At 67.7% G+C, this 21,844-nt stretch carries 23 protein-coding genes and 1 pseudogene; 13 read left to right on the forward strand and 11 right to left on the reverse strand.

Annotation, left to right across the window (positions count from 1 at the left end):
* Positions 1-45: 45 nt before the first annotated feature.
* Complete coding sequence (locus ACZLIB_RS20645) at positions 46-2,583, reverse strand: methyl-accepting chemotaxis protein (protein WP_478468599.1); 2,538 nt, start codon at positions 2,581-2,583, stop codon at positions 46-48.
* A gap of 202 nt (positions 2,584-2,785) precedes the next feature.
* Here ACZLIB_RS20645 and ACZLIB_RS20650 point away from each other — a divergent pair, with 202 nt between their 5' ends.
* Positions 2,786-3,625 (forward strand): arylamine N-acetyltransferase family protein, encoded by an 840-nt coding sequence (locus ACZLIB_RS20650; protein WP_132810871.1) that lies wholly within the window; start codon positions 2,786-2,788, stop codon positions 3,623-3,625.
* A 91-nt stretch (positions 3,626-3,716) separates the two neighbouring features.
* On the opposite strand, the gene ACZLIB_RS20655 is transcribed toward ACZLIB_RS20650, so the two are convergent.
* Genes ACZLIB_RS20655 through ACZLIB_RS20665 form a run of 3 tightly spaced genes read right to left on the reverse strand, consistent with a single transcriptional unit; the run spans position 3,717 to position 5,846 of the window.
* Positions 3,717-4,088, reverse strand: a complete 372-nt coding sequence (locus tag ACZLIB_RS20655) for a VOC family protein (protein ID WP_032129576.1) — start codon at positions 4,086-4,088, stop codon at positions 3,717-3,719.
* A 22-nt stretch (positions 4,089-4,110) separates the two neighbouring features.
* Positions 4,111-4,749: a response regulator transcription factor gene (locus ACZLIB_RS20660; RefSeq protein ID WP_032129575.1), complete on the reverse strand. Its 639-nt coding sequence runs from the start codon at positions 4,747-4,749 to the stop codon at positions 4,111-4,113.
* Complete coding sequence (locus ACZLIB_RS20665) at positions 4,746-5,846, reverse strand: sensor histidine kinase (RefSeq protein WP_049463270.1); 1,101 nt, start codon at positions 5,844-5,846, stop codon at positions 4,746-4,748. Before ACZLIB_RS20665 ends, ACZLIB_RS20660 begins: the two co-directional genes overlap by 4 nt.
* Before the next feature lie 156 nt (positions 5,847-6,002).
* On the opposite strand from ACZLIB_RS20665, the gene ACZLIB_RS20670 reads away from it, so the two are divergent.
* The 3 genes from ACZLIB_RS20670 (at position 6,003) to ACZLIB_RS20680 (ending at position 8,760) form a co-directional block, all read left to right on the forward strand.
* Complete coding sequence (locus tag ACZLIB_RS20670; RefSeq protein WP_478468600.1) at positions 6,003-6,431, forward strand: DUF2141 domain-containing protein; 429 nt, start codon at positions 6,003-6,005, stop codon at positions 6,429-6,431.
* A gap of 26 nt (positions 6,432-6,457) precedes the next feature.
* Positions 6,458-7,981 (forward strand): carotenoid oxygenase family protein, encoded by a 1,524-nt coding sequence (locus ACZLIB_RS20675; protein WP_478468602.1) that lies wholly within the window; start codon positions 6,458-6,460, stop codon positions 7,979-7,981.
* Between the two features lie 62 nt (positions 7,982-8,043).
* Positions 8,044-8,760 (forward strand): ABC transporter substrate-binding protein, encoded by a 717-nt coding sequence (locus tag ACZLIB_RS20680; protein ID WP_049401734.1) that lies wholly within the window; start codon positions 8,044-8,046, stop codon positions 8,758-8,760.
* Between the two features lie 77 nt (positions 8,761-8,837).
* Here ACZLIB_RS20680 and ACZLIB_RS20685 read toward each other — a convergent pair whose 3' ends face one another.
* Positions 8,838-9,737 (reverse strand): LysR substrate-binding domain-containing protein, encoded by a 900-nt coding sequence (locus tag ACZLIB_RS20685; RefSeq protein WP_049463274.1) that lies wholly within the window; start codon positions 9,735-9,737, stop codon positions 8,838-8,840.
* Between the two features lie 99 nt (positions 9,738-9,836).
* Between ACZLIB_RS20685 and ACZLIB_RS20690 the strand changes: the two genes are divergently transcribed.
* The gene (locus ACZLIB_RS20690) at positions 9,837-10,022 is read left to right on the forward strand and encodes a hypothetical protein (protein ID WP_049423457.1); all 186 of its coding nucleotides are present in this window, start codon (positions 9,837-9,839) and stop codon (positions 10,020-10,022) included.
* On the opposite strand, the gene ACZLIB_RS20695 is transcribed toward ACZLIB_RS20690, so the two are convergent.
* Positions 10,019-11,566, reverse strand: a complete 1,548-nt coding sequence (locus tag ACZLIB_RS20695; RefSeq protein ID WP_478468603.1) for an alkaline phosphatase — start codon at positions 11,564-11,566, stop codon at positions 10,019-10,021. The two genes, ACZLIB_RS20690 and ACZLIB_RS20695, sit on opposite strands and share 4 nt — an antisense overlap.
* A gap of 120 nt (positions 11,567-11,686) precedes the next feature.
* Between ACZLIB_RS20695 and ACZLIB_RS20700 the strand changes: the two genes are divergently transcribed.
* The gene (locus ACZLIB_RS20700) at positions 11,687-12,481 is read left to right on the forward strand and encodes a D-alanyl-D-alanine carboxypeptidase family protein (protein ID WP_478468604.1); all 795 of its coding nucleotides are present in this window, start codon (positions 11,687-11,689) and stop codon (positions 12,479-12,481) included.
* A 5-nt stretch (positions 12,482-12,486) separates the two neighbouring features.
* On the opposite strand, the gene ACZLIB_RS20705 is transcribed toward ACZLIB_RS20700, so the two are convergent.
* Both ACZLIB_RS20705 and ACZLIB_RS20710 read right to left on the reverse strand, forming a co-directional pair.
* Positions 12,487-13,080 (reverse strand): TetR/AcrR family transcriptional regulator, encoded by a 594-nt coding sequence (locus tag ACZLIB_RS20705; RefSeq protein ID WP_049401738.1) that lies wholly within the window; start codon positions 13,078-13,080, stop codon positions 12,487-12,489.
* A 16-nt stretch (positions 13,081-13,096) separates the two neighbouring features.
* Positions 13,097-13,693 (reverse strand): NAD(P)H-dependent oxidoreductase, encoded by a 597-nt coding sequence (locus ACZLIB_RS20710; RefSeq protein ID WP_049401739.1) that lies wholly within the window; start codon positions 13,691-13,693, stop codon positions 13,097-13,099.
* A 126-nt stretch (positions 13,694-13,819) separates the two neighbouring features.
* On the opposite strand from ACZLIB_RS20710, the gene ACZLIB_RS20715 reads away from it, so the two are divergent.
* On the forward strand, positions 13,820-14,353 hold the full coding sequence (locus ACZLIB_RS20715) for a hypothetical protein (RefSeq protein ID WP_049401740.1): 534 nt from the start codon (positions 13,820-13,822) through the stop codon (positions 14,351-14,353).
* A 73-nt stretch (positions 14,354-14,426) separates the two neighbouring features.
* Here the strand turns inward: ACZLIB_RS20715 and ACZLIB_RS20720 are convergent, their stop codons facing one another.
* Entirely contained in the window at positions 14,427-15,254 is an 828-nt protein-coding gene (locus ACZLIB_RS20720) for an isocitrate lyase/PEP mutase family protein (RefSeq protein ID WP_478468607.1), read from the reverse strand.
* Between the two features lie 165 nt (positions 15,255-15,419).
* On the opposite strand from ACZLIB_RS20720, the gene ACZLIB_RS20725 reads away from it, so the two are divergent.
* The 5 genes from ACZLIB_RS20725 to accC all read left to right on the forward strand — a co-directional run bounded on the left by ACZLIB_RS20725 (position 15,420) and on the right by accC (position 19,281).
* Positions 15,420-16,148, forward strand: coding sequence for a DOPA 4,5-dioxygenase family protein (locus ACZLIB_RS20725; RefSeq protein WP_049401742.1), 729 nt, complete (start codon positions 15,420-15,422; stop codon positions 16,146-16,148).
* Positions 16,149-16,498: 350 nt separating this feature from the next.
* The gene (aroQ, locus tag ACZLIB_RS20730; RefSeq protein ID WP_049423471.1) at positions 16,499-16,948 is read left to right on the forward strand and encodes a type II 3-dehydroquinate dehydratase; all 450 of its coding nucleotides are present in this window, start codon (positions 16,499-16,501) and stop codon (positions 16,946-16,948) included.
* Positions 16,945-17,370, forward strand: coding sequence for a lysozyme inhibitor LprI family protein (locus tag ACZLIB_RS20735; RefSeq protein WP_080355197.1), 426 nt, complete (start codon positions 16,945-16,947; stop codon positions 17,368-17,370). Before aroQ ends, ACZLIB_RS20735 begins: the two co-directional genes overlap by 4 nt.
* A 53-nt stretch (positions 17,371-17,423) precedes the next feature.
* Positions 17,424-17,903 (forward strand): acetyl-CoA carboxylase biotin carboxyl carrier protein, encoded by a 480-nt coding sequence (gene accB / locus ACZLIB_RS20740; RefSeq protein ID WP_478468609.1) that lies wholly within the window; start codon positions 17,424-17,426, stop codon positions 17,901-17,903.
* A gap of 10 nt (positions 17,904-17,913) precedes the next feature.
* Positions 17,914-19,281: an acetyl-CoA carboxylase biotin carboxylase subunit gene (gene accC, locus ACZLIB_RS20745; RefSeq protein WP_032129559.1), complete on the forward strand. Its 1,368-nt coding sequence runs from the start codon at positions 17,914-17,916 to the stop codon at positions 19,279-19,281.
* 129 nt (positions 19,282-19,410) lie between these two features.
* Here the strand turns inward: accC and ACZLIB_RS20750 are convergent, their stop codons facing one another.
* Both ACZLIB_RS20750 and ACZLIB_RS20755 read right to left on the reverse strand, forming a co-directional pair.
* Positions 19,411-19,785 (reverse strand): hypothetical protein, encoded by a 375-nt coding sequence (locus tag ACZLIB_RS20750; RefSeq protein WP_010481078.1) that lies wholly within the window; start codon positions 19,783-19,785, stop codon positions 19,411-19,413.
* Positions 19,782-20,748: pseudogene (locus ACZLIB_RS20755) on the reverse strand (hypothetical protein). Before ACZLIB_RS20755 ends, ACZLIB_RS20750 begins: the two are co-directional and overlap by 4 nt.
* Before the next feature lie 163 nt (positions 20,749-20,911).
* On the opposite strand from ACZLIB_RS20755, the gene prmA reads away from it, so the two are divergent.
* Positions 20,912-21,832, forward strand: coding sequence for a 50S ribosomal protein L11 methyltransferase (prmA, locus tag ACZLIB_RS20760; protein WP_049463300.1), 921 nt, complete (start codon positions 20,912-20,914; stop codon positions 21,830-21,832).
* The last annotated feature ends 12 nt before the right edge of the window (positions 21,833-21,844 follow it).

The raw sequence follows: 21,844 nt of genomic DNA on the forward strand, positions 1-21,844 counted from the left end.
GATCATCGACGGTGCCGGCCAGCGGCCGGCACTACCGGAGCGGGATCAGGCCGCAGCGCGCGCCTGTGGCATCGACTGCAGACGGAACGCGCCCACGGCTTCTGCCAGGGCATGCACCTGCGCCTGCATCTGCGCGGTCGAGGCCCCCGCCTCTTCCACCAGACTGGCGTTGCGCTGGGTACTGGCCTCCATCTGCACGATGGTCTGGTTCACCTGGGCGATGCCGGCATGCTGGTCCTGCGACGCGCTGCGGATCCCGGCCAGCAGATCCGCCAGCTGCTGCACGCTGCCGACAATCTCGCCCATCGTGGTGCCGGCCTGTTCGGCCTGCTGGTTGCCCTGGCCCACACGCGCCACCGAATCCTCGATCAATCCCTTGATCTGCTTGGCCGCCTCCGCGCTGCGCTGAGCCAGCAGGCGCACTTCGGCAGCCACGACGGCGAAGCTGCGGCCCTGCTCTCCGGCGCGCGCCGCTTCCACCGCCGCGTTGAGCGCGAGGATGTTGGTCTGGAAGGCGATGCCATCAATCAGCTGGGTGATGTCACCGATCCGCCGTGAGGCTTCGCTGATGCCATGCATGGTTGCCACCACCTGGCCGACCGCCTCGCCGCCGCGCTGGGCCACTGCCGCCGCGCCCTTGACCAGCGCATCCGCACGGCCCGCGGCATCGGCATTGCGGCCAACAGTGTCGGTCAACTCGTGCATCGACGCTGCCGTCTCTTCCAGGTTGGCCGCCTGCTGTTCGGTACGCTGCGACAGATCATGGTGACCGGCGACGATCTCACCAACACCGGTATCGAGGCTGGACGTGGCCTGCTGGATGCGGGTGACGATGCGGCCCAGTTGCGCGACGGTGGCGTTGGCATCGTCGCGCATGCGCGCGAACACGCCCTGCAGTTCACCTTCCATGCGCACGCTGAGGTCACCGCGGGCCAGCGCGGCCAGAAGCGCCTGCAGATCGCCAAGATTGGTCTCGAAGGTGGTCAACAGACGATTGATGCTGGTCGACAACGTACGCACAAAGCCCTGCTTCCCCTCCAGCGCGATGCGACCGTGCAGGTCACCGTGCGCGGCCGCGTCGACCAGGGCTGCCACTTCGGTTTCCAGCAGGGTTTCCAGCGCGCGACTGCGCCATTCCACCGCCACGCCGAGGAAATGCCCCTCGTCGACAATGGGATTGACGACCAGCTGATAGCGCACACCGGAATGGCCGATCTCGCGTTCTTCGCGTTGTCGCACGCCAGCCAGGCTGGCCAGCGCCGGATGCAGGCGTACCGCATCGCTCCCCACCAGCTCATCGCCCTGACGTTCCAGCTGCTCCAGCAGCGCCGGATTGGCATACGCCACCAGGCCTTCGGCATCGACCACCATCAGCCCGGTCTGCGCACTGTCCAGCGCCTGGCGCACACGGGTGTTGCCGCGCGCCACAGCACGTTCGGTCTCGATGCGCGCGCGCAGGCGCTGCTGCATGTCGACCAGGCGTCGGGCCAGCTGGCCGATCTCATCGTTGGCGTTGTAGACGCGCAGGGTGGTGTCGAGGCGGTCGTCGGCGATGTCGCTGGCGAAACGCAGGGTGTCCTGGATCGGCTGGCGCACCGCACGCAGCACCAGCACCAGGCTGGTGATCAGCACACCGGCCACCAGCAGCAGGGTCAATGCGAACAGCACGCTCATCGTGCGCGCGCCGACCTGCTGGCGCGCCTGCGCCCTGGCCAGCGCTGCCACCTGCACCTGCTGGAAAGCGGCAAGCGCCGGCGCTACGCCCGCGGCGGTATCCAGCAGCGACTGCGCTTCCACATCCAGGCCGACGCGGGCCGCGGTATACCCCAGCAGGGCGCCTTGATAGCCCTCCATCCCGGTGCGCAGAGCGTCCTGCGCATCCGCGGGCAGGCCCGCCAGCGCGAGGTCGAACGGCAGCTTTTCCTCGCTGGCGCGGTCGGCGTGGGTGGAATCACCGTCGAGCAGCAGCAGGGCCTCCTGCCTTCGCATCTTCTGCAGGGACAGCGCCAGCGACGGCCGCTGCAGCGCATCCACCTGCGCCTGCAGGGTTTCGGCGGCCTGCTGCAGCTGTGCAGCGAGGCCGGCCTCACCGCGGCCCATCTCGTCGACCCGTTCGAACAGGGCGGCCACACCCTGCGAGAACGCGTCGGCCGATTCGGTCAGCACCTGCAGCGCCATGCGCCGGCCGGCGTCCATCGGCATCGCGCGAAGCGCCTGCAGGTCAGCCTGCAGGGCCTTCTGTGTTGCCAGCAACTGGCTGCGGTCAGCATCATCGAAACTGCGTGCATACTGGGTCTGCAGGCGGCGCGCTTCGGCCACCCGCGTGGACAGGCTGGCAGCCAGATCGCTGCCGCGCTGGTAGCTGGCCTGGCTGCGCGCGGCCAGGGCGTTGGCATGGCCAGTCCAGGCGTAGACAGCGGCGATCGCCACCAGCCCCAGGCCACAGACCCACAGGGTCGCCTTGAGCTTGTTGGCCACGCTGAGCCGGTGTGGTTGCAGCCACAGCAGCAGGCCGGGGGACGCCGAGCGCAACGTGGCAAGACGCGTGCGCAGGGACCGGAGGTGGGGGACAACGGCCGACATGACAGACTCCAGGCGGAAGGACGCACCTGTATCGGCCGGATTCAGGGCAACTTTAGGCCCTTCTTCGTCTGCGTCCCCCGTCACTGGCGGACGCGGTCTTTGTACCGGGTGCAGGCGACGGGGGCATGACACGGCCGCCGTGCTTGACCTCAACCCCGGTTGGGGGAGCACAGTGGACCTCCCTTCCCCGCCCGGTGCCCCCATGACGACGCTCGATGTCCCCCGCTACCTGCAGCGCCTGCAGCTGGATGCGCCGCCACCACGGACCCTGGCCGGCCTGACCCTGCTGCAGCAGCGCCACAACGCACTGCTGCCCTTCGAAACCCTCAGCTGCCTGCTGCGCGATGCGGTGCCGATCGACCTGGACAGCGTGCAGCGCAAGCTGCTTGACGAGCGCCGCGGTGGCTACTGCTTCGAGCTCAATGGTGGGTTGCTGGCGCTGCTGCAGGCCTTGGGCTTCGATGCCCAGCCGTTGAGCGCGCGCGTACTGCTGGCCGCCCAGGACGGCGAACTGACCGCGCGCACCCATCTGCTGCTGCGCGTGCACGTGGACGGCGATGACTGGCTGGTGGATGCCGGTTTTGGCAGCCTGACCCCGACCGTACCGCTGCGCCTGCATGACCCGCAGCCGCAGGCCACCCCGCACGAACGCTATCTGTTGCAGCGGTTGGAAGACGGCGGTGATTTCATGCTGTCGGCCGAATCCAGCGACGGCTGGCGGGTGATGTACCGCTTCGATCTGCAGGCGCCGGCGCCGATCGACAACGTGGTGGGCAACTGGTACGTATGTACCCATCCCGATTCCAGTTTCCCCGGCCAGTTGCGCGCGTCGCTGACCGGGCCGGACTGGCGCCGCACCATCGGCAGCGGCAACTACACCGAGTACCGCCCCGGACAGGCACCGGACAAGCGCCCGCTGCATGATGTGGGTGATGTGCGCGACGTGCTGGAGCAGCGCTTCGGCATCCAGCTTCCGGACGACCCGCGGCTGGATCCCGCGATCAACGACTGGCTGCAGCGCTCACGCGCCGCGACGCTGTAGAGTCGAGCTTGCTCGACTGATGCATCTACGGCGACGTCAAAATCAGTCGAGCAAGCTCGACTCTACAGATGCGCGCACCGCAGCGTTGACGTTACGGCGCTGTGCGCGCCTGCAATGCGATACGGTTGCCTTCGCTGTCGCGGATCTCGGCCACGCGCCAATCGCCGGCATCGGCCGGGCCGAAGCGCAGCTCGGCTCCGGCCTGCAGCGCACGGTCGAGGCTGGCATCCAGGTCACCGACGCCGATGTAGATGCGCGCGCCCTGCTCGGAAGGCAGATAGTCCGCGCCGTGCACCAGCGCAATGCTGGCACCGGCGGCCTCATCGGAAAACGGTAGATAGGCCATCCGGCAGTCGTGCAGCACGATAGGTTCGTCCACCGCAACCTGCAGCCATCGCTGGTAGAACGTGATGGCCCGGTCCAGGTCACTGGCCGGGATTTCCACATGCAGGATCGGGTTCACTGACATTCCTTGCCACGTCCACTCAGATGATGCGCAGGGTAATCGCCTTCAGCACTGCACGGGTGCGATCGCGGGTGCCCAGCTTGTCGAGTATGGCGGACACGTAGTTCTTCACCGTGCCCTCGGCCAGGAACAGGCTGCGCGCGATCTCCTTGTTGCTGTAGCCCCCGGCCAGCAGGCGCAGGATTGCCACTTCACGTTCGCCGAAGGTATCGGTGGGCGGCGCTTCATCGTGGAAGCGGTAACGCGCGCGCACCGGATCGGTACTGACCGGCAGCAGCAGGGTCTCGCCAGCGGCAACGCGTTCGATGGCCTCGCGCAGGTCGGCCGGCGCGGCATCCTTGAGCAGGAAGCCCTGTGCGCCGGCCTCGCTGGCGCGCAGCAGCAGATCACTTTCATCGAAGGTGGTCAGCAGCAGCCACGGCGTGGCATCGCCGCGCGCGCGCAGCTGGCGCAGTGCCTCGATCCCATCCAGCCCTGGCATGCGGATGTCACTGAGCACCACGTCCACGCGCTGCGTATCCAGCGCATCCAGCAGGGCCTGGCCATCCTCGGCCTCCAGCACCACGTCCACCCCCAGGCCCTGCAGCAGCGCACGCAGGCCTGCACGCACCAATGCCTGGTCGTCGGCCAGCGCTACGCGGATTGCGGCCGGGCTCATGCCGGCAACCGCGCGGTCAGATGCATGCCGCCCTGCGCGGTTCGGGCCAACTCCAGCCGCCCCTGTACGGCCGCCAGGCGCTCGCGCATGCCGGCGATGCCATTGCCCTCGCGGATGCGTTCGGCGCGCTGGCCATCATCGCGGATATCGATACGCAACTGGGATTCCTCTTCACTGATCGTCAACCACACGGTGTCTGCATTGCCGTGCCGGGCGGCATTGGTCAGGGCCTCCTGTACCAGCCGCAGCACGGTCTCGGCCATCAACGGGTCAGCCACGCGCACCCCGTCGCCGATCTGCAGCTGCAGCTTCGGTCGTGGGAAGGGTGCGGCCAGCGCATGCAGCGCGGTGGCCAGATCGAGGCCGCGATCATCGCGCATCGACTGCACCACCTGGCGGATGTCGGCCAGCAACTCGCCGGACAACTGTTCGGCCAGCACCAGCCCTTCGCGACCGGCCAGCGCAGGGTCAGCGGCCAGGGCGCGCAGGTTGAGCCGCATCGCGGTGAGCTTGTGCCCGGCCACATCGTGCAGCTCGCGCGCAAGGCGAAGGCGCTCGGCATCGCGTGCGCTGTCGGCCAGCAGCGCGCGGGTGGCCAGCAGGTCGGCATTGACCCGTGCCAGATCATCGCGGGCCAGCGCCGTGCTGCGGGCATAGTGCGCGGTCAGCGCGGCGAAGGCCTGGAAACCGCCATACAGCAGCACCACCAGCAGCGGCTGGCTGAAGCCGCTGTGGCGCAGCACGGCATACACCGCCAGGTTGGCCAGCAGCGCAACGCCCAGCACGAAGCGCGGCGGCCAGTGTTCGGCCAGCTGTGCAACCAGCACCACCAGCAGCACCGGGGCGGTACCGGTACGCGGCTGCAGCGCAACCAGCACAACCGCCAGCAGCGCCTGCAACACCGCAGCAGCGGCGCGCACGCGGGATGGCATCGACGCCCAGCCGTGCACCACGAACAGCAGCAGGAACACAGCAAGCAACAGCAGGCTCAGCCCGGCGCCACTGCGCTGCACTGCGAACGACAGGCCGACCACCAGCACGGTGATCAGGCCGGCAAGGCTGAGCGGACGCAACAGATGGCGGAACAGGCTGGGCATGGCCAGATGCTGACGGCCGCGCACGCCGGCGGCAATGGGTCCGGCGCAGAAAGTGACTTCTGGCACGTCGAATCGATGACCACTGGCCCTGAACCCGGTGCAGCGCCCCACGCAGACTGGCTCCACACCGCCACACACACTTCCGGAGCCACTGCCATGATCCGCACCGCCCTGCTCAGCACTGCCTTGACTGCCCTGGCCCTGGCCCTGGCCGGCAGTGCCCACGCCGCCGACCTGGCCGTGACCGTGCACGACGTCCGCGCGCAGACCGGCACCCTGCGCGTTGCGCTGGTCGACAACGCCGCCGCCTGGGACGGCAAGGCCAAGCCCGTGCAGGCCCAGCAGGCGGCGCCCAGCGGCGACAGTGCCCACTTCACGTTCAAGGGCGTGCCGGCCGGCAGCTATGCCGTGCTGCTCACCCACGACGAGAACGACAACGGCAAGCTCGACACCAACCTGGTCGGGATGCCGGTGGAAGGCTACGGCTTCAGCAACAACCCGCAGGTGATGCGCAAGCCGACCTTCGACGAGGCGCGCGTCGACGTGCCGGCCGCTGGCACCGCCATCGACATCACCCTGCGCTGATACCCGCATCCAGACCCGAGGCCACCATGGACCGTCGCCGCTTCCTTCGTACCCTGCTCAGCAGCAGTGCCTGCCTGGCCCTGGGCGCCACCGCGCTGCGCAGCGCTCCCGCCTTCGCCGGCGACCCGGCGCGGTTCGCGCAGAGCATGCAGGAACACCCGTGGCTGCTTGGCTGGCGCAGCGTCGGCAGCGAAAGCCTCGGCCCGGCCACCGTGCAGTTGCAGGGAAAGCTGCCGTCAGGCCTGGCCGGTACGCTGTACCGCAACGGCCCGGCGTGGACCGAGCGCGATGGCTTCCGCTATGACCACTGGTTCGACGGCGACGGCATGGTGCATGGCTGGCGCTTCAATGGTGATGGCAGCCTGACCCATCACGGGCGCATGGTCGCCACGCCGAAATTCACCCGTGAACAGAAGGCCGGCCGCTTCCAGTATCCGGCTGCCGGCACCAGCGTTCCCGGTGCGCTGGCAGTTCGAAACAACGACGATGCCAACGTGGCGAACACTTCGGTAACCATGATCAATGGCCGCCTGTTCGCGCTGTGCGAGTCCGGTTCGGCGTTCGAAGTAGATCCCGATTCGCTGCAGACACTGGGTCCGGTGACCTGGCGTCCGGACCTCGCTGCACTGCCGTTCTCGGCGCACCCGCTGCGCGACCGCGACGGCAGCCTCTGGAACTTCGGCTCGATCAGCCTGATGGGGGGCCATGGCCTGCTGGTCTGGCACATCGGTGCGAACGGCCAGCTGCGCAGCGCCAATGTGATCGAAACACCCGAGCATGGCTACCTGCATGCCTTCGCGATGACCGACCAGCACCTGGTGTTCGTGATGATGCCGTTCGATTTCACCGGCGCAGGCGGCAGCTTCTTCGAGCGCATGCAGTTCGCACCGCAGCGTCCCGTACGCATCGCGGTGGTCGCCAAGGATGCGCCGGACAAGGCGCAGTGGTTCGAAGCCCCGTTCGCGGCGATCTACCACTTCGGCGACGCGTTCACCCGCGATGGCGGCATCGTGCTGCGCGCAGTGCGCCACGACGACATCAATGAGGCGCGCTCGCCGATGAAGGAAGCGATGGCCGGTGATGGCGCACACGCTGCCAACAGTGGCGCCAGCCTGGTCGAGCTGCATCTGGACCTGCGTCGTGGCCAGGCCCGCTGGCAGATGTTGGGCATCAGCGCAGTGGAGTTCCCGTTGTTCGACCCGCGCTCGGCGAACACACGTGGCGCACGGCTGTATGCGCCGACCATCGACGGCACGGCCAATGCGCCGTACTTCAACGCCGTGGCCGCGTTCGACATCGAGCACGGGCACCGCCAGCTGTGGAACTATGGCCCGGACATCATGGCCGAAGAGCATGTGTTCGTACCGCGCCCGGGCAGCCGCAACGCCGATGATGGCTGGCTGATCGGCACCCTGCTTGACCCGGTGAACAAGCGCAGCGGCCTGGCGGTGCTCGATGCCCGCCACCTGGACGACGGTCCGCTGGCACAGGCCTGGCTGCCCTATGCGGTACCACTGGGCTTCCACGGCACCTTCGCCGCGCGCGGCTGATTCCACGCCACGCGGACGCCGTTGTTGGCATGCTGGGTCTCCCCTGCCCCGTGAAGTCCCGCATGTCCCTGGCCGACCACCGAAGTACGCTGGCACCGCACGGTTTCCTGCGCGTGGCGATCAACCTGGGCAACCCGGTGCTGGCACAGGGCGATGCGCGCTCACCGCGCGGCCCCTCACTGGAACTGGCTACCGCATTGGCGCAACGGATGGGGGTGCAGGCTCGCTTCACCTGCCACGATGCCGCAGCCTCGGTGGTCGAGGCAGCAGGCGAAGACGGCTGGGATCTGGCCTTCCTGGCCATCGATCCGGCACGTGCCGACCGCATTGCCTTCAGTGCCCCGTACCTGGAGATCGAAGGTACCTATCTGGTGCGCGCGGACAGCCCTGCGCAGCAGGTAGCCGACCTGGATCGCGAGGGGCTGCGCATCGCGGTGGGGCGTGGCGCGGCCTATGACCTGTTCCTCAGTCGCGAACTGCGCCATGCCACGATCGAGCGGGCGGAGACCTCGGCGGCGGCCATCACCCTGTTCGATCAGCAGCGCCTGGATGCCGCCGCCGGTGTACGCCAGCCGCTGGAAGCATGGGCGCAGGCGCATCCCGGCCACCGTGTGCTGGCCGACCGCTTCACCGCGATCCAGCAGGCAGTGGCGGCGCCGGCCTCACGCCCGGCCGATGCATTGCGGGCGTTGTTCGAGGAAGTGGAGGCGATCAAGGCCGGCCCGTTGCTTGAGGAAGCGTTCGCGCGTGCCGGGCAGGCGGTCACGCTGGTGCGATGACTGTAGAGTCGAGCACCAGCAGTCGAGCATGGCTCGACGCTACAGATCCAGATGCAATGGTCGAGCATGGCTCGACGCTATAGATGTGCGTCTGCCATGTGCCGCACGTGCTCGGCGGCCTGCGCGTGCAGCCAGTCGCGGAACGCAAGGAAACCGCGATGGCTGGCCGAGCGCTGCGGGTACACCAGCCAATGCGGCCAGTCGGTCTTCAGGCGCTGGCTGGACAGTGCGACCAGCTGGCCCGAATCCAGCAGCAGCCGCGCCCGCGTCACCCGCCCGAGCGCTACGCCCACGCCATCCAGAGCGGCGCGATGGTGCGCCTCCGAATCATCCAGCACCGCCACGAAACGCGACGGCGGGCTCTGCCCGCTCAACGCGAACCAGGCGCCCCACGCGCCGTCCGGATCACCGAGCAGCGGCCACCGGGTCAACGGCACACGGTCAATGCCGCCCATGCGTTCGATCAGCGCCGGGCTCGCCATCGGCACCAGCCACTCGTCGAACAGCGGTTCCACCACCAGGCCCGGCCATTGCCCGCTGCCCAGACGCAGCGCGGCGTCGAACTGGCGCTGCCGCTCGAAATCAATCAGGCGTTCACTCGACTGCAGGTTGATCTCGATCTGTGGATGCTCGGCCACGAAGTGACCCAGGCGCGGCACCAGCCAGGCCGACGCCATCGACGGCACCGCGCTGATCGTCAGCACGTGCTCGGCACGTGCGGCATAGGGCTGGAAGGCTTCGTTGATCGCATCCAGATGCGGTCCGACCTGGTCGAGCAGGCGCTGCCCCTCAAGGGTGAGGGTGACACCGCGCGGCTGGCGGATCAGCAGCGGCTGCCCGAGCCGTTCTTCCAGCTGCCGCATCTGATGGCTGAGCGCACTGACGGTCACATTCATCGACGCGGCGGCACGCGACAGGTTGCCGAGCCGGGCAGCAGCCACGAAGCCCTGCAGGGCATGGAGCGGAGGGCGGGACATCAGGCTTGAATTCCTCTCAAGGCATGCTTGCGGAAATGTCGCTTTTTTGCCCGTCCATGCTGCCCGTATCGTGCAATCCACTCAAGTGGAGGCACGCTCATGAACATCTTCAGCGGCTTGTTGTTCCTGCACGGCCACGTGGCCAGTGCCGAGCTGGCACGCCAGCTGGCCAGCCCGTCGCCGACGCCGCCGCCCAGCACCGCCCCCGGTAGTGCCGGCCGCTGGCCGGCAACCTCGCCGACCGGGAAACCTGCAGCTGCCAGCCAGCGGCCGGCACACCCCTAACGCTGCAGCGCTTCCTGCACCGCCGCAGCCACATCGGTGTTGTCGATGTAGCTGCCGTCGTTCCAGCGCACATGCTGGCGGTAACCGGCATCGACGCCCCGCACGCGCTGGCCCAGCAGTTCCGCGCCCGCACCCTTGGCCCACAACGGCACCAGTGCATTGGAATGGTTGCCGGTGGGACGGAAGCTGATCCCGGGCATGCGTCCACGGCCGTTGTTGCGCACCGGCTCGAAGGCGACGTTCTGTGCATCCGGGCCCATCGGCATGCTGTTGTCGTGGTCGGTGGTGACGATCAGCAGGTTGCGCTCCCAGCCACCGTTGCGTTCGATCCACTCGATCACTGCTGTCACCGCGTCGTTGAACTCCACGGTTTCCTCGATCAGCCGGCCGTACTGCGGCTGGTCGCTGCACTGGCCGTAGTGCCATTCAGTGCCGCAGGCACTGGTATGGGCGGCCCAGTCGGTGGCGCCACCTTCCACCATCAGGAACAGGCCGTTGGACGAACGCTGCTGCAGGAATTGCAGCGCGCCACGGGTCATGGTCGCAAGTTCCGGCACGCTGTCGATCTTCCTCACACCGGAAGGCGTGGCCGCATCCTTGCCCAGCACCTGCAGCTGGCGCGCCTGCTGCAGCGTGTTGGCCACGCGCGGCACGCCGATCAGCGGCCGGTCGGCCGGCAACCGTCCCTGCGCCAGCGCGGCGAACGCTTCCTTGCTGCGGATCAGGCGCCACGGCCCCGACGGATTGCCGCCGATGGTGCTGCCCGCTTCCAGCTGCTGCCAATCCTGCTGCGACACCCATTCCCACGGGTTCGCACAGCCCTCGGCCTTGGCCGTGCCGGCACTCTCGTCACAGGCGCGACCATCAACGCTGTAGCCAGGGCCTCCGGTGCCCATCACCAGATCCATATGCCCCTGCGCCAGCATCTGATGGGCGATGGCGTGATAGTTGTTGCGCGATTCGTTCTGCGCCGCGAACGCGGCCGGCGTGGCATGCGCGAACGGTACCGAAGTCACCACGCCGGTGGCCATGCCCAGCCGCTTGGCGCGCAGCGTATTGAACTCGATCGGCTGGCCATCGTTGTTGAAGTTGATGGCGTTGTTATAGGTCTTGATGCCCGAGGACAACGCGGTACCCGCCGCCGCACTGTCGGTAGCCACCGCAGCCAGGTACTGGTAGCCCGCAAACGGCAGGTCCTGCGCAGGAACCGGTGTGTCATCCCAGGCCTTGCCCGCGTCGTAACCCAAGGTCTGTGCGTTGTCGCGGGTCGGCTGGCTGCTGGCATTCAACGGGAAGGTGGTTACCGCCAGGCGCTGCGGGAAATCCGCATACGGGGCCCCTTCGCGGCCGCCGTATTGCCAGTAGGCGGCGGCGTCCCAGGTGCCCCAACCGGCGCCGTCGTTGATCATCACGATCACGTTGTGCGGGCGCGCTGGGCCGGAAGCAACAGCCTCGGCGCGCAGATTGGGCTGGCAGCCGCCAAGTGCGGCCAGCGCGAGCAGCAACGAAGAATGAAGCCAGCGGCGTGGAATGCGTGCAGTCATCGGGTGTCCCGTCGGGCCATCGGCGGCCCACAATTACGATACGTTATATCGTTTCAATATTGCAGCTTCGTGCAGCCACGGCACACTATCCTGCAGGGCCCCACTGCCATCCTCGTTTCCATGCCGTCTCCTGCTCCTGCGCGTGCACCGCTGTCCTCCATCACCCTCGATGCGGCAACGTTCGCGGTGATTCAGCAGCACAACGCGGACATCGCCAGGCAACCGGCCTCGCTGACCAAGCTGATGACCGCCTATGCGGCGTACGAATGCGTCGAAGAGAACGGAGGCGCGTGGGACGAAGCGGTCACCATCGCCGCCGGGGATGTGCACGCGGTGGCCGATGATGAAACGCGCATGGGCCTGGTGCCCGGTGAAACAGTCACCCTCGCGCGCCTGCTGGAAGGACTGATGATCGTCTCCGGCAATGACGCGGCGCTGGCCATCGCGCGCCATCTGGACGGATCACAGCCTGCGTTCCTGGAGCGCATGAACCGGCACGCACGCCAGCTCGGCCTGCGCAGCAGCTGGTTCGCCAGCGTGTCCGGCATCACCACCCCGCACCATGCGTCCAGCGCGCGCGACATGGCGGTGCTGGCCGCCTGCCTGTTGAACGATCATCCGCAGATCCTGGCGATCACCGCGCAGCGCGTGTTCGCGCACGGCAGCTTCAGCCGCAGCAACCAGAACGCCCTGCTTGGCGATGACGGCGTGGATGGCTTGAAGACCGGCTACACCCAGGCCGCAGGCTTCTGCCTGGCCGCCACCGCCTGCCGGGCAGTGCCCGGGCGGGATCAGCCGGTGCGCCTGATCACCGTGGTGCTGGGTTCTGAAAGCCGCGACGCACGCGATGCCCTTGTGCGCGAGCGGCTGGCCGCCGGGTTCGCGGCGCTGGCCGACAGCACCGCCGACGCCTGAGCGGCTCAGCGCCGCTTGACCGTTGCCACGATCAGCCGCTGCAGCTCGGCTTCGGCTGCGGCCTTGTCCAGCGCGCCTGCTGCCACGGCTTCGGACAGGGCTTCGGCCGCACCGAGAATCGCCCAGCGCCCGGCCAGTGGCACCGTGCCGTCGGCAGCAAACGGGCCCAGCCAGGTATCGCAGTTGTCGATGAAATCCTGCTGGTAGCGCCGCCGCACCTCGTGCAGTTCCGGCGCGCCCACCAGCGCGGCGAGGATGCCCTGCACTTCACTGCCCTGGCTGAGGATGCAGTCGATGTAGCCGGAGGCGATGGCCGCCGCACGATCGGCCAACTGCGCCCGTGCGCGGCCGATGCGCTCGTTGAAGACCACCGTCTGGCGACCGTCGTAGTCATCGTAGAGCGCGGCCAGCAGGCCGTTGCGGGTCACGAAGTGATCGTAGGCCACCGGCTTGGTCACGCCCGCGGCCTCGGCCAGCCGACCCAGGGTCAACGCGTCGGTGCCTTCTTCGCCAACCAGCGCCCAGGCCACGTCCAGCAACTGGCGGGCGCGTTGCTCGCGGGTCAATCGGCGGCGCGTGGGAGCGGCGTTGGCAGGCATCGGCGGAACACGGCGATCAGTGCATCGGAGTTCCGATTTTACGGCCGATCGCCAGCGCGGTCTGCAGATGCGTTTCGGCCGCACCGGTATCGGCATCCAGCAGCAGTTCTGACGTCAGCACGCGCGCGCCGCAGTAGTCGAAGATGCCCATGTCGATCTGCGTCTTCATCGCCGCGCCGTAGCCACGACGTTCGACCATGTCCGCGCCGGCTCCACCGATGCCGACCAGGTGCACGCGCAACCGCTGCAGCTTCTTCTGCACCTTGCCGTCTGCACCGTCCTGGTAGGCCCAGCCCTGGGTGAACACGCGATCGATCCAGCCCTTCAGCAGCGCGGGGAACGACCACCAGTACAGCGGGTAGACCAGTACCAGCGTGTCGGCAGCATCCAGCCGCGCCTGCTCGGCGGCGACGTCGGCTGGAGGTGCGCCGGTGCCACGGAACAGCGCCTGGTCGTGCGTGTTGAAGCGCGGATCGAAGCCTTCGGCCATCAGATCGGCATGGGTCACGGTATTGGCGGCATCCGTTGCGGTGATGGCTTCGCCGATGCGTCTGGCGATGGCATGGGTCAACGCGGCGGATTCAGGATGGGCGGTAACGATGAGGGTGTGCATGGGGGATGTCCGGAATTCACTACCTACCAATAGTAGGTAATGTCGCCCGGGACACCAGCGCCATGCGTGGGACGCTGTTTCCGCATCCGCCGTATAGTGCGGCGGTTCCCGCTGAGATACCCGACGATGCACCGATACCTGCTCGCCCTTCTGCTGGCCCTGCCGATGGCAATGGCCGTTGCGCCAGCGCTGGCCGGTGAGCTCAGTCCGGAAGACTCGGCCGCATTGCGCCAGGACGTGCAGGCGATGATGGGCGCATTCGCCCGCGGCGATGCCGAGTTGATCATCGCCCGAACCCATCCCAGCCTGAAGCGCCTGGCCGGGGGCGATGAGGCCTATGCGCGTATGACTCGCGACACCCTGAAAGAGCTGCGCAAGGCCGGGGTCACCATCATCAGCGACGAGGCCGGCGTGCCGGGCCACACCTATGCAGCCGGTGATGAGGAAGTCTGCTTCGTGCCACGCCAGTCGCTGCTGCGCGTGCGCGAGGCGCCGATGCGCAGCACCTCGTTCATGCTCGCCGTGCGCCGCGTCGGCACAGCCCAATGGAGTTTCATTGACGGTGCTGCGTTGCTGGACAATCCCGCGCTGCTTCGGCAACTGCTGCCAGCGTTGGAGCCTGGGGTGACGCTGCCCAAGGGTGGGATGGAAGCGCTGTAATCGCAGGCGCATCCATCCACGCATGGCGTGGATCTACTATCCCTGCTGGTCTGGGACTGCACCGGGATTTCGCTCAACGGAACAGCGCGTTCAACGCGGCCCCGGAAGCCGCCTGCTGCAGGCCGTCGAAGCGTCCGGCCTGCACGATCGGCTGTGTCGCCTGCATCAGTCCGCCCCATGCAGCACGGGCCAATGCGCCGCCCAGGCTGACGCGGCGGACGCCGAGTGCAGCAATGTCCTGCAGGCTCAGCGGTGTCGGCCCACCGACCAGCAGGTTCACCGGCTTCGACCCTACGGCGGCAATCACCGCGCTGATCTGCTCGCGCGTGCTGATGCCCGGTGCATACAGCACGTCTGCACCGGCCTCGGCATAGGCGCGCAGGCGTTGCAGGGTGTCCGCCAGATCCGGCACGCCGACGAAGAAGTTCTCGGCACGGCCAACCAGCAGCACGTCGCCGCCCGCGCGGTCGATGGCTGCACGGGCAGCGCGCAGACGCTCCACCGCCTGATCGATCGGACGCAGCGGTGCATCGGCGACGCCGCTGGCATCCTCGATCGACAACGCCGCGATGCCGGTGTCGATCGCCGCGGCCACCGCCTCCTGCACCTTCTGCGGCGTATCACCGAAGCCATCGCCGAAATCGGCGTTCAACGGCAGCGGCGTCGCTGCCGCCATCAGGCGCAGATGCTCCAGCGTGGCCTGCAGCGAAACCGCTCCGTCCGGCCGCCCTTCGCTCCAGGCACAGCCGGCACTGGTCGTGGCCAGTGCCTGGAAGCCCTGCCGCTGCAGGTAGCGCGCACTGCCCACGTCCCATGGATTGGGCAGTACGAAGCACCCTGCTGAATGCAGCTGGCGGAAGGCCGCGCGCTTGCGTTGGGTATCGGCATCGGGCGAGGTCATGGCGGGCTCCGGGGCGGCAGACCTGCACCCTAGCCCGCCCTGCAGCCGGGCTCAACGACGACGGCGCAAACCTGCATGAGCTGATGCCACCTGCTTATTGGACGCTGTGGATGCAGGTGCCCGAGCGTGCTTGCCTGCCCACACGATGCCGCCACGGAGCCCTTCATGCACCCGGACCCGCTGACCTTGATCGACGCCGGCGACGATGACGCCCACTGGGCCGACCTGCTTTCTCCCACACGCCGCCGCCTGATCGCATCGGCCGGTCTGGCCGCCGGCGGCCTGGCCAGTGCGTCGACCGCCGCCGCAGCCCCGCGCGGCGAAAGCACGGTGAACACCACCGAACCCGGGCGCCCAGGCTTCCGTGCCATCGTCCCGCCGCCGGTGAAGGGCAGCAGCCCCTGGGGCCAGGTCACCGCCAGCGAACCGACCCCGCGCCCGGCCAGCGTGCGTCCCGGGGAGGCCACCCTGCCCGCGACCCCACGTGCCTACACCGACATCAAGAGCTATCACGCGCACATCTACTTCGACGAGGACAGCTTCGAGAAAGCTGCGCTGCTGCGGCGCTGGGCGGCCGAGCGCTTCCCGGTGGAGCTGGGCAACTGGAACCTGGAACCACGCGGACCGCACGTCACCCCGTCGTTCTATTTCGGCTTCACCAACGACCTGCTGCCGGTGCTGGTGCCCTGGCTGCAGCTCAACAGCCTGGGCCTGACCATCCTGATCCACCCCAATACCGGTGATGGCCGCGCCGACCATCTGTATTACGCGTTGTGGGTGAACCGCGCGCAGCCGGTGAACGCCTACAACTGGCCGGCACCGAAGCCGGGGGAACGGGAGCCCTTGGAGGAGGTGTTCCCGAACGTGGTGCCGACGGTGCCGCTGGAGACGTGAGCGGGTGCGTGGCGGCGGCGGTGGGTGGCGTGCAGCGCACCATGGGCTGCCCCTCGGTGGGTGCGTAGCCTGCTGCGCACCGAACTTCCTTCATCCACGCATGGCGTGGATCTACCGCATCACAGCCCGTTGCGGCATCGGTCATCGCCCGGCCTGCCGCCATCGTCGGCCTACGTGCACGCATCCCCCAGCTGCACGGCGTTCAGCGCGCCTTGATCCAGCGCCCGCCATACGGCCGCAAGCCCTCCGGGGAATTTCAAACAATCGATTGAAACGCTGCAAACTTCGCCGAACTGGACAGCATCCGCCGGTTCCGCCAGACTGCCGCCCTTTCCCGTCTTCCGGATCCCATGGCGAAGCTGCTGGTCCTGCACGGCCCCAACCTCAACCTGCTCGGCACCCGCGAGCCGGAGGTCTACGGCCACACCACGCTGGCCGACATCGACCAGGCGCTGGCCGCCCAGGCCTCGGCTGCCGGGCACGCGGTGGAGAGCCTGCAGTCCAATGCCGAGCACGTGCTGGTGGACCGCGTGCAGGCCGCACGCGACGACGGAACCGCTTTCATCCTGATCAACCCCGCCGCCTTCACCCACACCTCGGTCGCCCTGCGCGATGCGCTGGCGGCGGTGGCGGTGCCGTTCATCGAGATCCACCTGTCCAACCCGCATACCCGCGAACCGTTCCGCCAGCACAGCTACTTCAGTGACAAGGCCGTGGGCGTGGTCTGCGGTTTCGGCGCCGACAGCTACCGCTACGCGATGGACGCGGCGCTGCTGCGCGTGCAGGCGGCCCGCGCGTGAAGATGCTCCCAAGAGTGCTTGCCTGCATCGTGCTGTGGGCCGGCGTGTGCGGCGCCAGCATCGCCGCCGAGCGCGCGGCCGCTGGCATTGACTGCGCGCAGGCGACCGGCGGCTACGAGCGCGACATGTGCGATTCCGATCGCCTGGATGACGCCGACAGCGCATTGAACGCCGTTTATGTCCAGGCGCGCGGCGAACTGAAGGCGCAGGCCGCCGATGGCAGCTGCAGCCGATGCGCAGCGGCCGAACAGCAGCTGGTGAAGGCCCAGCGCATCTGGATAACCCTGCGCGATGCAGACTGCGAGGCAGTCTACGCCTTCAATGCAGACGGCACCTCGCGCAACCCTGCGAAGATGCAGTGCCTGATCACCCAGACGCGCGACCGTACGCGGCAGCTGCGCGAGTTCTACGAACTGCTTTGACCCGAGCGCGATGCGCTTCCCACCACACTGACATCAAGAGCAAAGAGGCCACCATGGATCTCCGCAAAATCAAGAAGCTGATCGACCTGCTGGAAGAGTCGAACCTGGCTGAAATCGAAATCAAGGAAGGCGAAGAGTCGGTGCGCCTGTCGCGCGCCCCGGTGGCCGGCTATGCCGCCCCGGTCGCCGCCCCGGTGTACGCCGCTCCGGCCGCTCCGGCGCCGCAGGCGATGCCGATGCAGTCGCCGACCGAAGCCTCCACCGGTGGCACCGCCAAGCCGGGCCCGGCGCTGCCGGAAGGCCACGTGCTGCGCTCGCCGATGGTCGGCACCTTCTACGCGTCGTCCGCCCCGGACAAGCCGTCGTTCGTCAGCGTTGGCCAGCAGGTCAAGGAAGGCGAGACCCTGGCCATCATCGAAGCGATGAAGATGTTCAACCCGATCGAAGCCGACAAGTCCGGCACCATCGTCGCCATCCTCGGCGAGAACGGCCAGCCGGTCGAATTCGACCAGCCGCTGTTCGTGATCGGCTGAGGGGCACGCCATGCTCGACAAAGTCGTCATCGCCAACCGAGGGGAAATCGCGCTGCGCATCCTGCGCGCGTGCCACACCCTCGGCATCCGCACGGTGGCCGTGCATTCCACGGTCGACCGCAACCTCAAGCACGTGGCCATGGCCGACGAGTCGGTCTGCATCGGTCCGGCGCCGTCGCCGCAGAGCTACCTCAACATCCCGGCACTGATCGCCGCGGCGGAAGTCACCGACGCCCAGGCCATCCACCCGGGCTACGGCTTCCTGTCGGAGAACGCCGACTTCGCCGAGCGCGTGGAAGAGTCCGGTTTCATCTTCATCGGCCCCAAGGCCGACACCATCCGCATGATGGGTGACAAGGTCGAAGCCATCCGCGCGATGAAGTCCGCCGGCGTGCCGTGCGTGCCCGGCTCGGGCGGCCCGCTGGGCGAAGACATCGTCGCCAACACCAAGATCGCCCGTGAGATCGGCTACCCGGTCATCATCAAGGCGGCCGGTGGTGGCGGTGGCCGCGGCATGCGCGTAGTGCACGCCGAAGCCTCGCTGAAGACCTCGATCGAAACCACCAAGAGCGAGGCCAAGGCCGCGTTCGGCAATGGCGAGGTCTACATGGAGAAGTTCCTGGAGAACCCGCGCCACGTGGAAATCCAGGTACTGGCCGACGGCCAGGGCAACGCCATCCACCTGGGCGAGCGTGACTGCTCGATGCAGCGCCGCCACCAGAAGGTGGTGGAAGAAGCGCCGGCACCGGGCATCACTGCCGAGCAGCGCGAGCAGATCGGCAAGGTCTGCACCGAAGCCTGCGTACGCATCGGCTACCGTGGTGCCGGCACGTTCGAGTTCCTGTACGAGGACGGCCGCTTCTACTTCATCGAAATGAACACCCGCATCCAGGTGGAACATCCGGTCACCGAAATGGTCACCGGCATCGACCTGGTGGCCGAGCAGCTGAAGATCGCCGCCGGCCAGAAGCTGTCGATCAAGCAGAGCGACGTGGTGCTGACCGGCCATGCCATCGAGTGCCGCATCAACGCCGAAGATGCTGAAACCTTCGTGCCGAGCCCGGGCACCATCACCGGCTTCCATCCGCCGGGCGGCCCCGGCGTGCGCGTGGACACCCACATCTACAGTGGCTACCGCGTGCCGTCGAACTACGACTCGATGATCGGCAAGCTGATCGTGCACGGCCCGGACCGCGAAACCGCCATTGCCCGCATGCGCGTGGCACTGAGCGAAATGGTGGTCGATGGCATCAAGACCAACGTCGCCCTGCAGCAGCGGATCATGCGCGACAAGGGCTTCCAGGCCGGTGGCCAGAACATCCACTACCTGGAAAAGCGCCTGGCCGAACGCAAGAACAAGCCGATCGCGCTGACCTGATCGGCGCCACGTGCTGGACACGAAAAGGGCGGGGATATCCCCGCCCTTTTCTGTTGCTGCAGCGCCGAGCCCATGCTCGGCTTGCCGGAAAGCTCAGCCGAGCGTGGGCTCGGCGCTACAGCAGGCGCATCAGCGCTTGTCGGCAGCTTCGGCCGGAATCTGCGAGTTCGCCAGCGGACGCACGCCATTGGGCGACGTCGGGTCGACGATCACCATGGTCTCGGTCGAACCATCCGGCCACACCACCTGGAAGGTGCTGCCCGCCGGCAGCGACGCGAACGGCATGCCGCTCTGCGCGCGATAGACCGCGGCCACCTGGCTGGCACCGGCACGGCGCACGTCTTCCTGCGCCTTCACCGTGGTCAGTTCCACCTTCGACAGATGCCGGTAGCGATCTTCATAGGTATCGATCATCAACAGGCCGACCGCGCCGGCCGAGTAGGCCACGAACAGGGCCACCCAGAACCAGAACTTGGCCCCGTGCAGGAATCGGCGGTAGTTCATTGCTCGTTCCTCTTTCCAACCAATCGCTTGATCCATTCCTTCATCTTCCCAGCGCCCTGCCGCGATACCGCAGCGTCATACACGAAATCCCGGAAATCCTGCGTACCATCCTGCGAACAGATCCCTCCGTTCGCACAAAAACTGTTGACCAGCACACTGTCTGCCCCACACGGTAGACCGAGTTCGCAGGCCGCAAGCCGCCATGCGAGTTCACTGAGCTGCTCGCCCGCCACCAGGCCGTTGAGCGCGCGGTCACCCGAGGCGCGCACGCCCATGCCCGGTGCGATCGCCATGAAGGCCTCCGGGTCGCGCGAGGTGCGCACCCGTTCAACCAGGTCACGGCGGTACTCGGGGCTGTCCTGCAGCGGTTCGCCCTCGGCGAACAACGCAGCCTCAGCAGCCAGATTGCCTTGTGCGGCCGCCTTGCGACGTTCGGACAGCACCAAGGCCGTGCCCAGCTTGTCGCCCGGCACGAAACCACCACAACGCTGCGCGACGCGTTCGCGCGCCTGCACCATCGCCGGTGCGGCGGTCAGGCCCAGCCCGGCCAGCACGTTGTTGTCCAAGCGGTAGCCACCCGGATCGACCGCGTACTGCGCGCAGTAGTCATAGACACGGCTGAGCATCCAGCGCGCCTCGTGGTTGCCTTCGTCCGCCTGGGCACGCAACCGCTGAGCATAGGCATACAGGTCGGTGGCGTCTTCGATATCGGCGCGGAGATCCAGGGGGCAGCCCGGACGGCAACGCGTTGCCACGCTCGAAGGGTGCCAGGCGGCGCGCGAGCGCCTCCGGCATCACCGGCAGCGGCGCCGCACTGTCAGCGGCCGCGACCGCACCTGCCAGATCCGCCGACGCTACCGAAGACGTCGCAGCATGGCCGCTGGCCCGATAACCGGCCACGCCCAGCACGGCCACAGCCGGCAGTACGAGCAACCAGGTTTTCAGGGTCGGAGCGAAGGCCATCGGCGGCGGTAGGCGATGCGGCGCATAGGAAAGCACGAAGTTTAGCAAGGCCCGACGGGCCTGTCTGAACGGGCTTCGTTCATCTCCGAGCGGCATCTCAGGCAATACGGAGACGCCCCGATGGTCTAGCATGGCCCCCTTTCCCGCGATTGCCCCCACCACCATGCCGTTCCTGGAACTGACCCTGCGCTGCACCGAAGCCACCCAGCCCCGCTATGAAAATGCACTGGAGGACGTTGGTGCACTGGCCGTGACCCTGCTCGATGCCGAGGCCGATACCAGCAACGAACAGGCCATTCTCGAACCGGGCGTGGGCGAGACCCCGCTGTGGGACACGCTGGTGCTGAGCGCGCTGTTCCCCGCCGACAGCAACGCGCTGTTGCTGCTGGCCGCACTGGAATCCTTCGATCCGGAGCTGGACTGGAGCAGCGGCAGCTTCCGCGCGGTCGAGGATGAAGACTGGGAACGTGCCTGGCTCGACCAGTTCCAGCCGATGGACTTCGGCAGCCGTACCTGGATCGTGCCGTGGAACCATGAACTGCCCGATGCCGCACAGGCCGCCGATGCCGCCGTGGTGCGGTTGGACCCGGGCCTGGCGTTCGGTTCGGGCACCCACCCGACCACCGCACTGTGCCTGCGCTGGCTGGACCAGTTGGCGGTCGATGGCCTGCTGCAGGGCCAGCGCGTACTCGACTTCGGTTGCGGCTCGGGCATCCTCGCACTGGCCGCGCTGAAGCTGGGCGCCGCCGAAGCCATCGGCGTGGACAACGATCCGCAGGCCCTGGTCGCCACCGCCGACAATGCCGAGCGCAACGGCGAACAGGCCCGCATGCATGTGTACCTGCCGCAGGACGAACCGGTCGCGACCTATCCGATCGTGGTCGCCAACATCCTCGCCTCGGCGCTGGATGCGCTGGCCGAACTGCTGGCTGCGCGCGTTGCTGCCGGTGGCCGCATCGCCCTGTCCGGCATCCTGCATGGCCAGGAAGGCGAACTGCTGCAGCGCTATGCAGCATGGTTCGACGATCTGCAGGCCACCCAGGATGGCGACTGGATGCGCATCACCGGCGTGCGCCGCGCCTGATCGTGGTTGAAT

The organism is Stenotrophomonas sp. 220_Sma, assembly GCF_056487375.1.

What these genes read in the sequence shown, in the direction of transcription:
- accB (WP_478468609.1), top strand. Translation starts at nt 17,424, where the DNA reads ATGGATCTCCGCAAAATCAAGAAGCTGATCGACCTGCTGGAAGAGTCG.
- ACZLIB_RS20645 (WP_478468599.1), bottom strand. Translation starts at nt 2,583, where the DNA reads ATGTCGGCCGTTGTCCCCCACCTCCGGTCCCTGCGCACGCGTCTTGCC.
- ACZLIB_RS20685 (WP_049463274.1), bottom strand. Translation starts at nt 9,737, where the DNA reads ATGTCCCGCCCTCCGCTCCATGCCCTGCAGGGCTTCGTGGCTGCTGCC.
- ACZLIB_RS20675 (WP_478468602.1), top strand. Translation starts at nt 6,458, where the DNA reads ATGGACCGTCGCCGCTTCCTTCGTACCCTGCTCAGCAGCAGTGCCTGC.
- ACZLIB_RS20750 (WP_010481078.1), bottom strand. Translation starts at nt 19,785, where the DNA reads ATGAACTACCGCCGATTCCTGCACGGGGCCAAGTTCTGGTTCTGGGTG.
- ACZLIB_RS20715 (WP_049401740.1), top strand. Translation starts at nt 13,820, where the DNA reads ATGCACCGATACCTGCTCGCCCTTCTGCTGGCCCTGCCGATGGCAATG.
- aroQ (WP_049423471.1), top strand. Translation starts at nt 16,499, where the DNA reads ATGGCGAAGCTGCTGGTCCTGCACGGCCCCAACCTCAACCTGCTCGGC.
- prmA (WP_049463300.1), top strand. Translation starts at nt 20,912, where the DNA reads ATGCCGTTCCTGGAACTGACCCTGCGCTGCACCGAAGCCACCCAGCCC.
- ACZLIB_RS20650 (WP_132810871.1), top strand. Translation starts at nt 2,786, where the DNA reads ATGACGACGCTCGATGTCCCCCGCTACCTGCAGCGCCTGCAGCTGGAT.
- ACZLIB_RS20665 (WP_049463270.1), bottom strand. Translation starts at nt 5,846, where the DNA reads ATGCCCAGCCTGTTCCGCCATCTGTTGCGTCCGCTCAGCCTTGCCGGC.
- ACZLIB_RS20660 (WP_032129575.1), bottom strand. Translation starts at nt 4,749, where the DNA reads ATGAGCCCGGCCGCAATCCGCGTAGCGCTGGCCGACGACCAGGCATTG.
- ACZLIB_RS20670 (WP_478468600.1), top strand. Translation starts at nt 6,003, where the DNA reads ATGATCCGCACCGCCCTGCTCAGCACTGCCTTGACTGCCCTGGCCCTG.
- ACZLIB_RS20710 (WP_049401739.1), bottom strand. Translation starts at nt 13,693, where the DNA reads ATGCACACCCTCATCGTTACCGCCCATCCTGAATCCGCCGCGTTGACC.
- ACZLIB_RS20720 (WP_478468607.1), bottom strand. Translation starts at nt 15,254, where the DNA reads ATGACCTCGCCCGATGCCGATACCCAACGCAAGCGCGCGGCCTTCCGC.
- ACZLIB_RS20695 (WP_478468603.1), bottom strand. Translation starts at nt 11,566, where the DNA reads ATGACTGCACGCATTCCACGCCGCTGGCTTCATTCTTCGTTGCTGCTC.
- ACZLIB_RS20690 (WP_049423457.1), top strand. Translation starts at nt 9,837, where the DNA reads ATGAACATCTTCAGCGGCTTGTTGTTCCTGCACGGCCACGTGGCCAGT.
- ACZLIB_RS20725 (WP_049401742.1), top strand. Translation starts at nt 15,420, where the DNA reads ATGCACCCGGACCCGCTGACCTTGATCGACGCCGGCGACGATGACGCC.
- ACZLIB_RS20705 (WP_049401738.1), bottom strand. Translation starts at nt 13,080, where the DNA reads ATGCCTGCCAACGCCGCTCCCACGCGCCGCCGATTGACCCGCGAGCAA.
- ACZLIB_RS20680 (WP_049401734.1), top strand. Translation starts at nt 8,044, where the DNA reads ATGTCCCTGGCCGACCACCGAAGTACGCTGGCACCGCACGGTTTCCTG.
- ACZLIB_RS20700 (WP_478468604.1), top strand. Translation starts at nt 11,687, where the DNA reads ATGCCGTCTCCTGCTCCTGCGCGTGCACCGCTGTCCTCCATCACCCTC.
- accC (WP_032129559.1), top strand. Translation starts at nt 17,914, where the DNA reads ATGCTCGACAAAGTCGTCATCGCCAACCGAGGGGAAATCGCGCTGCGC.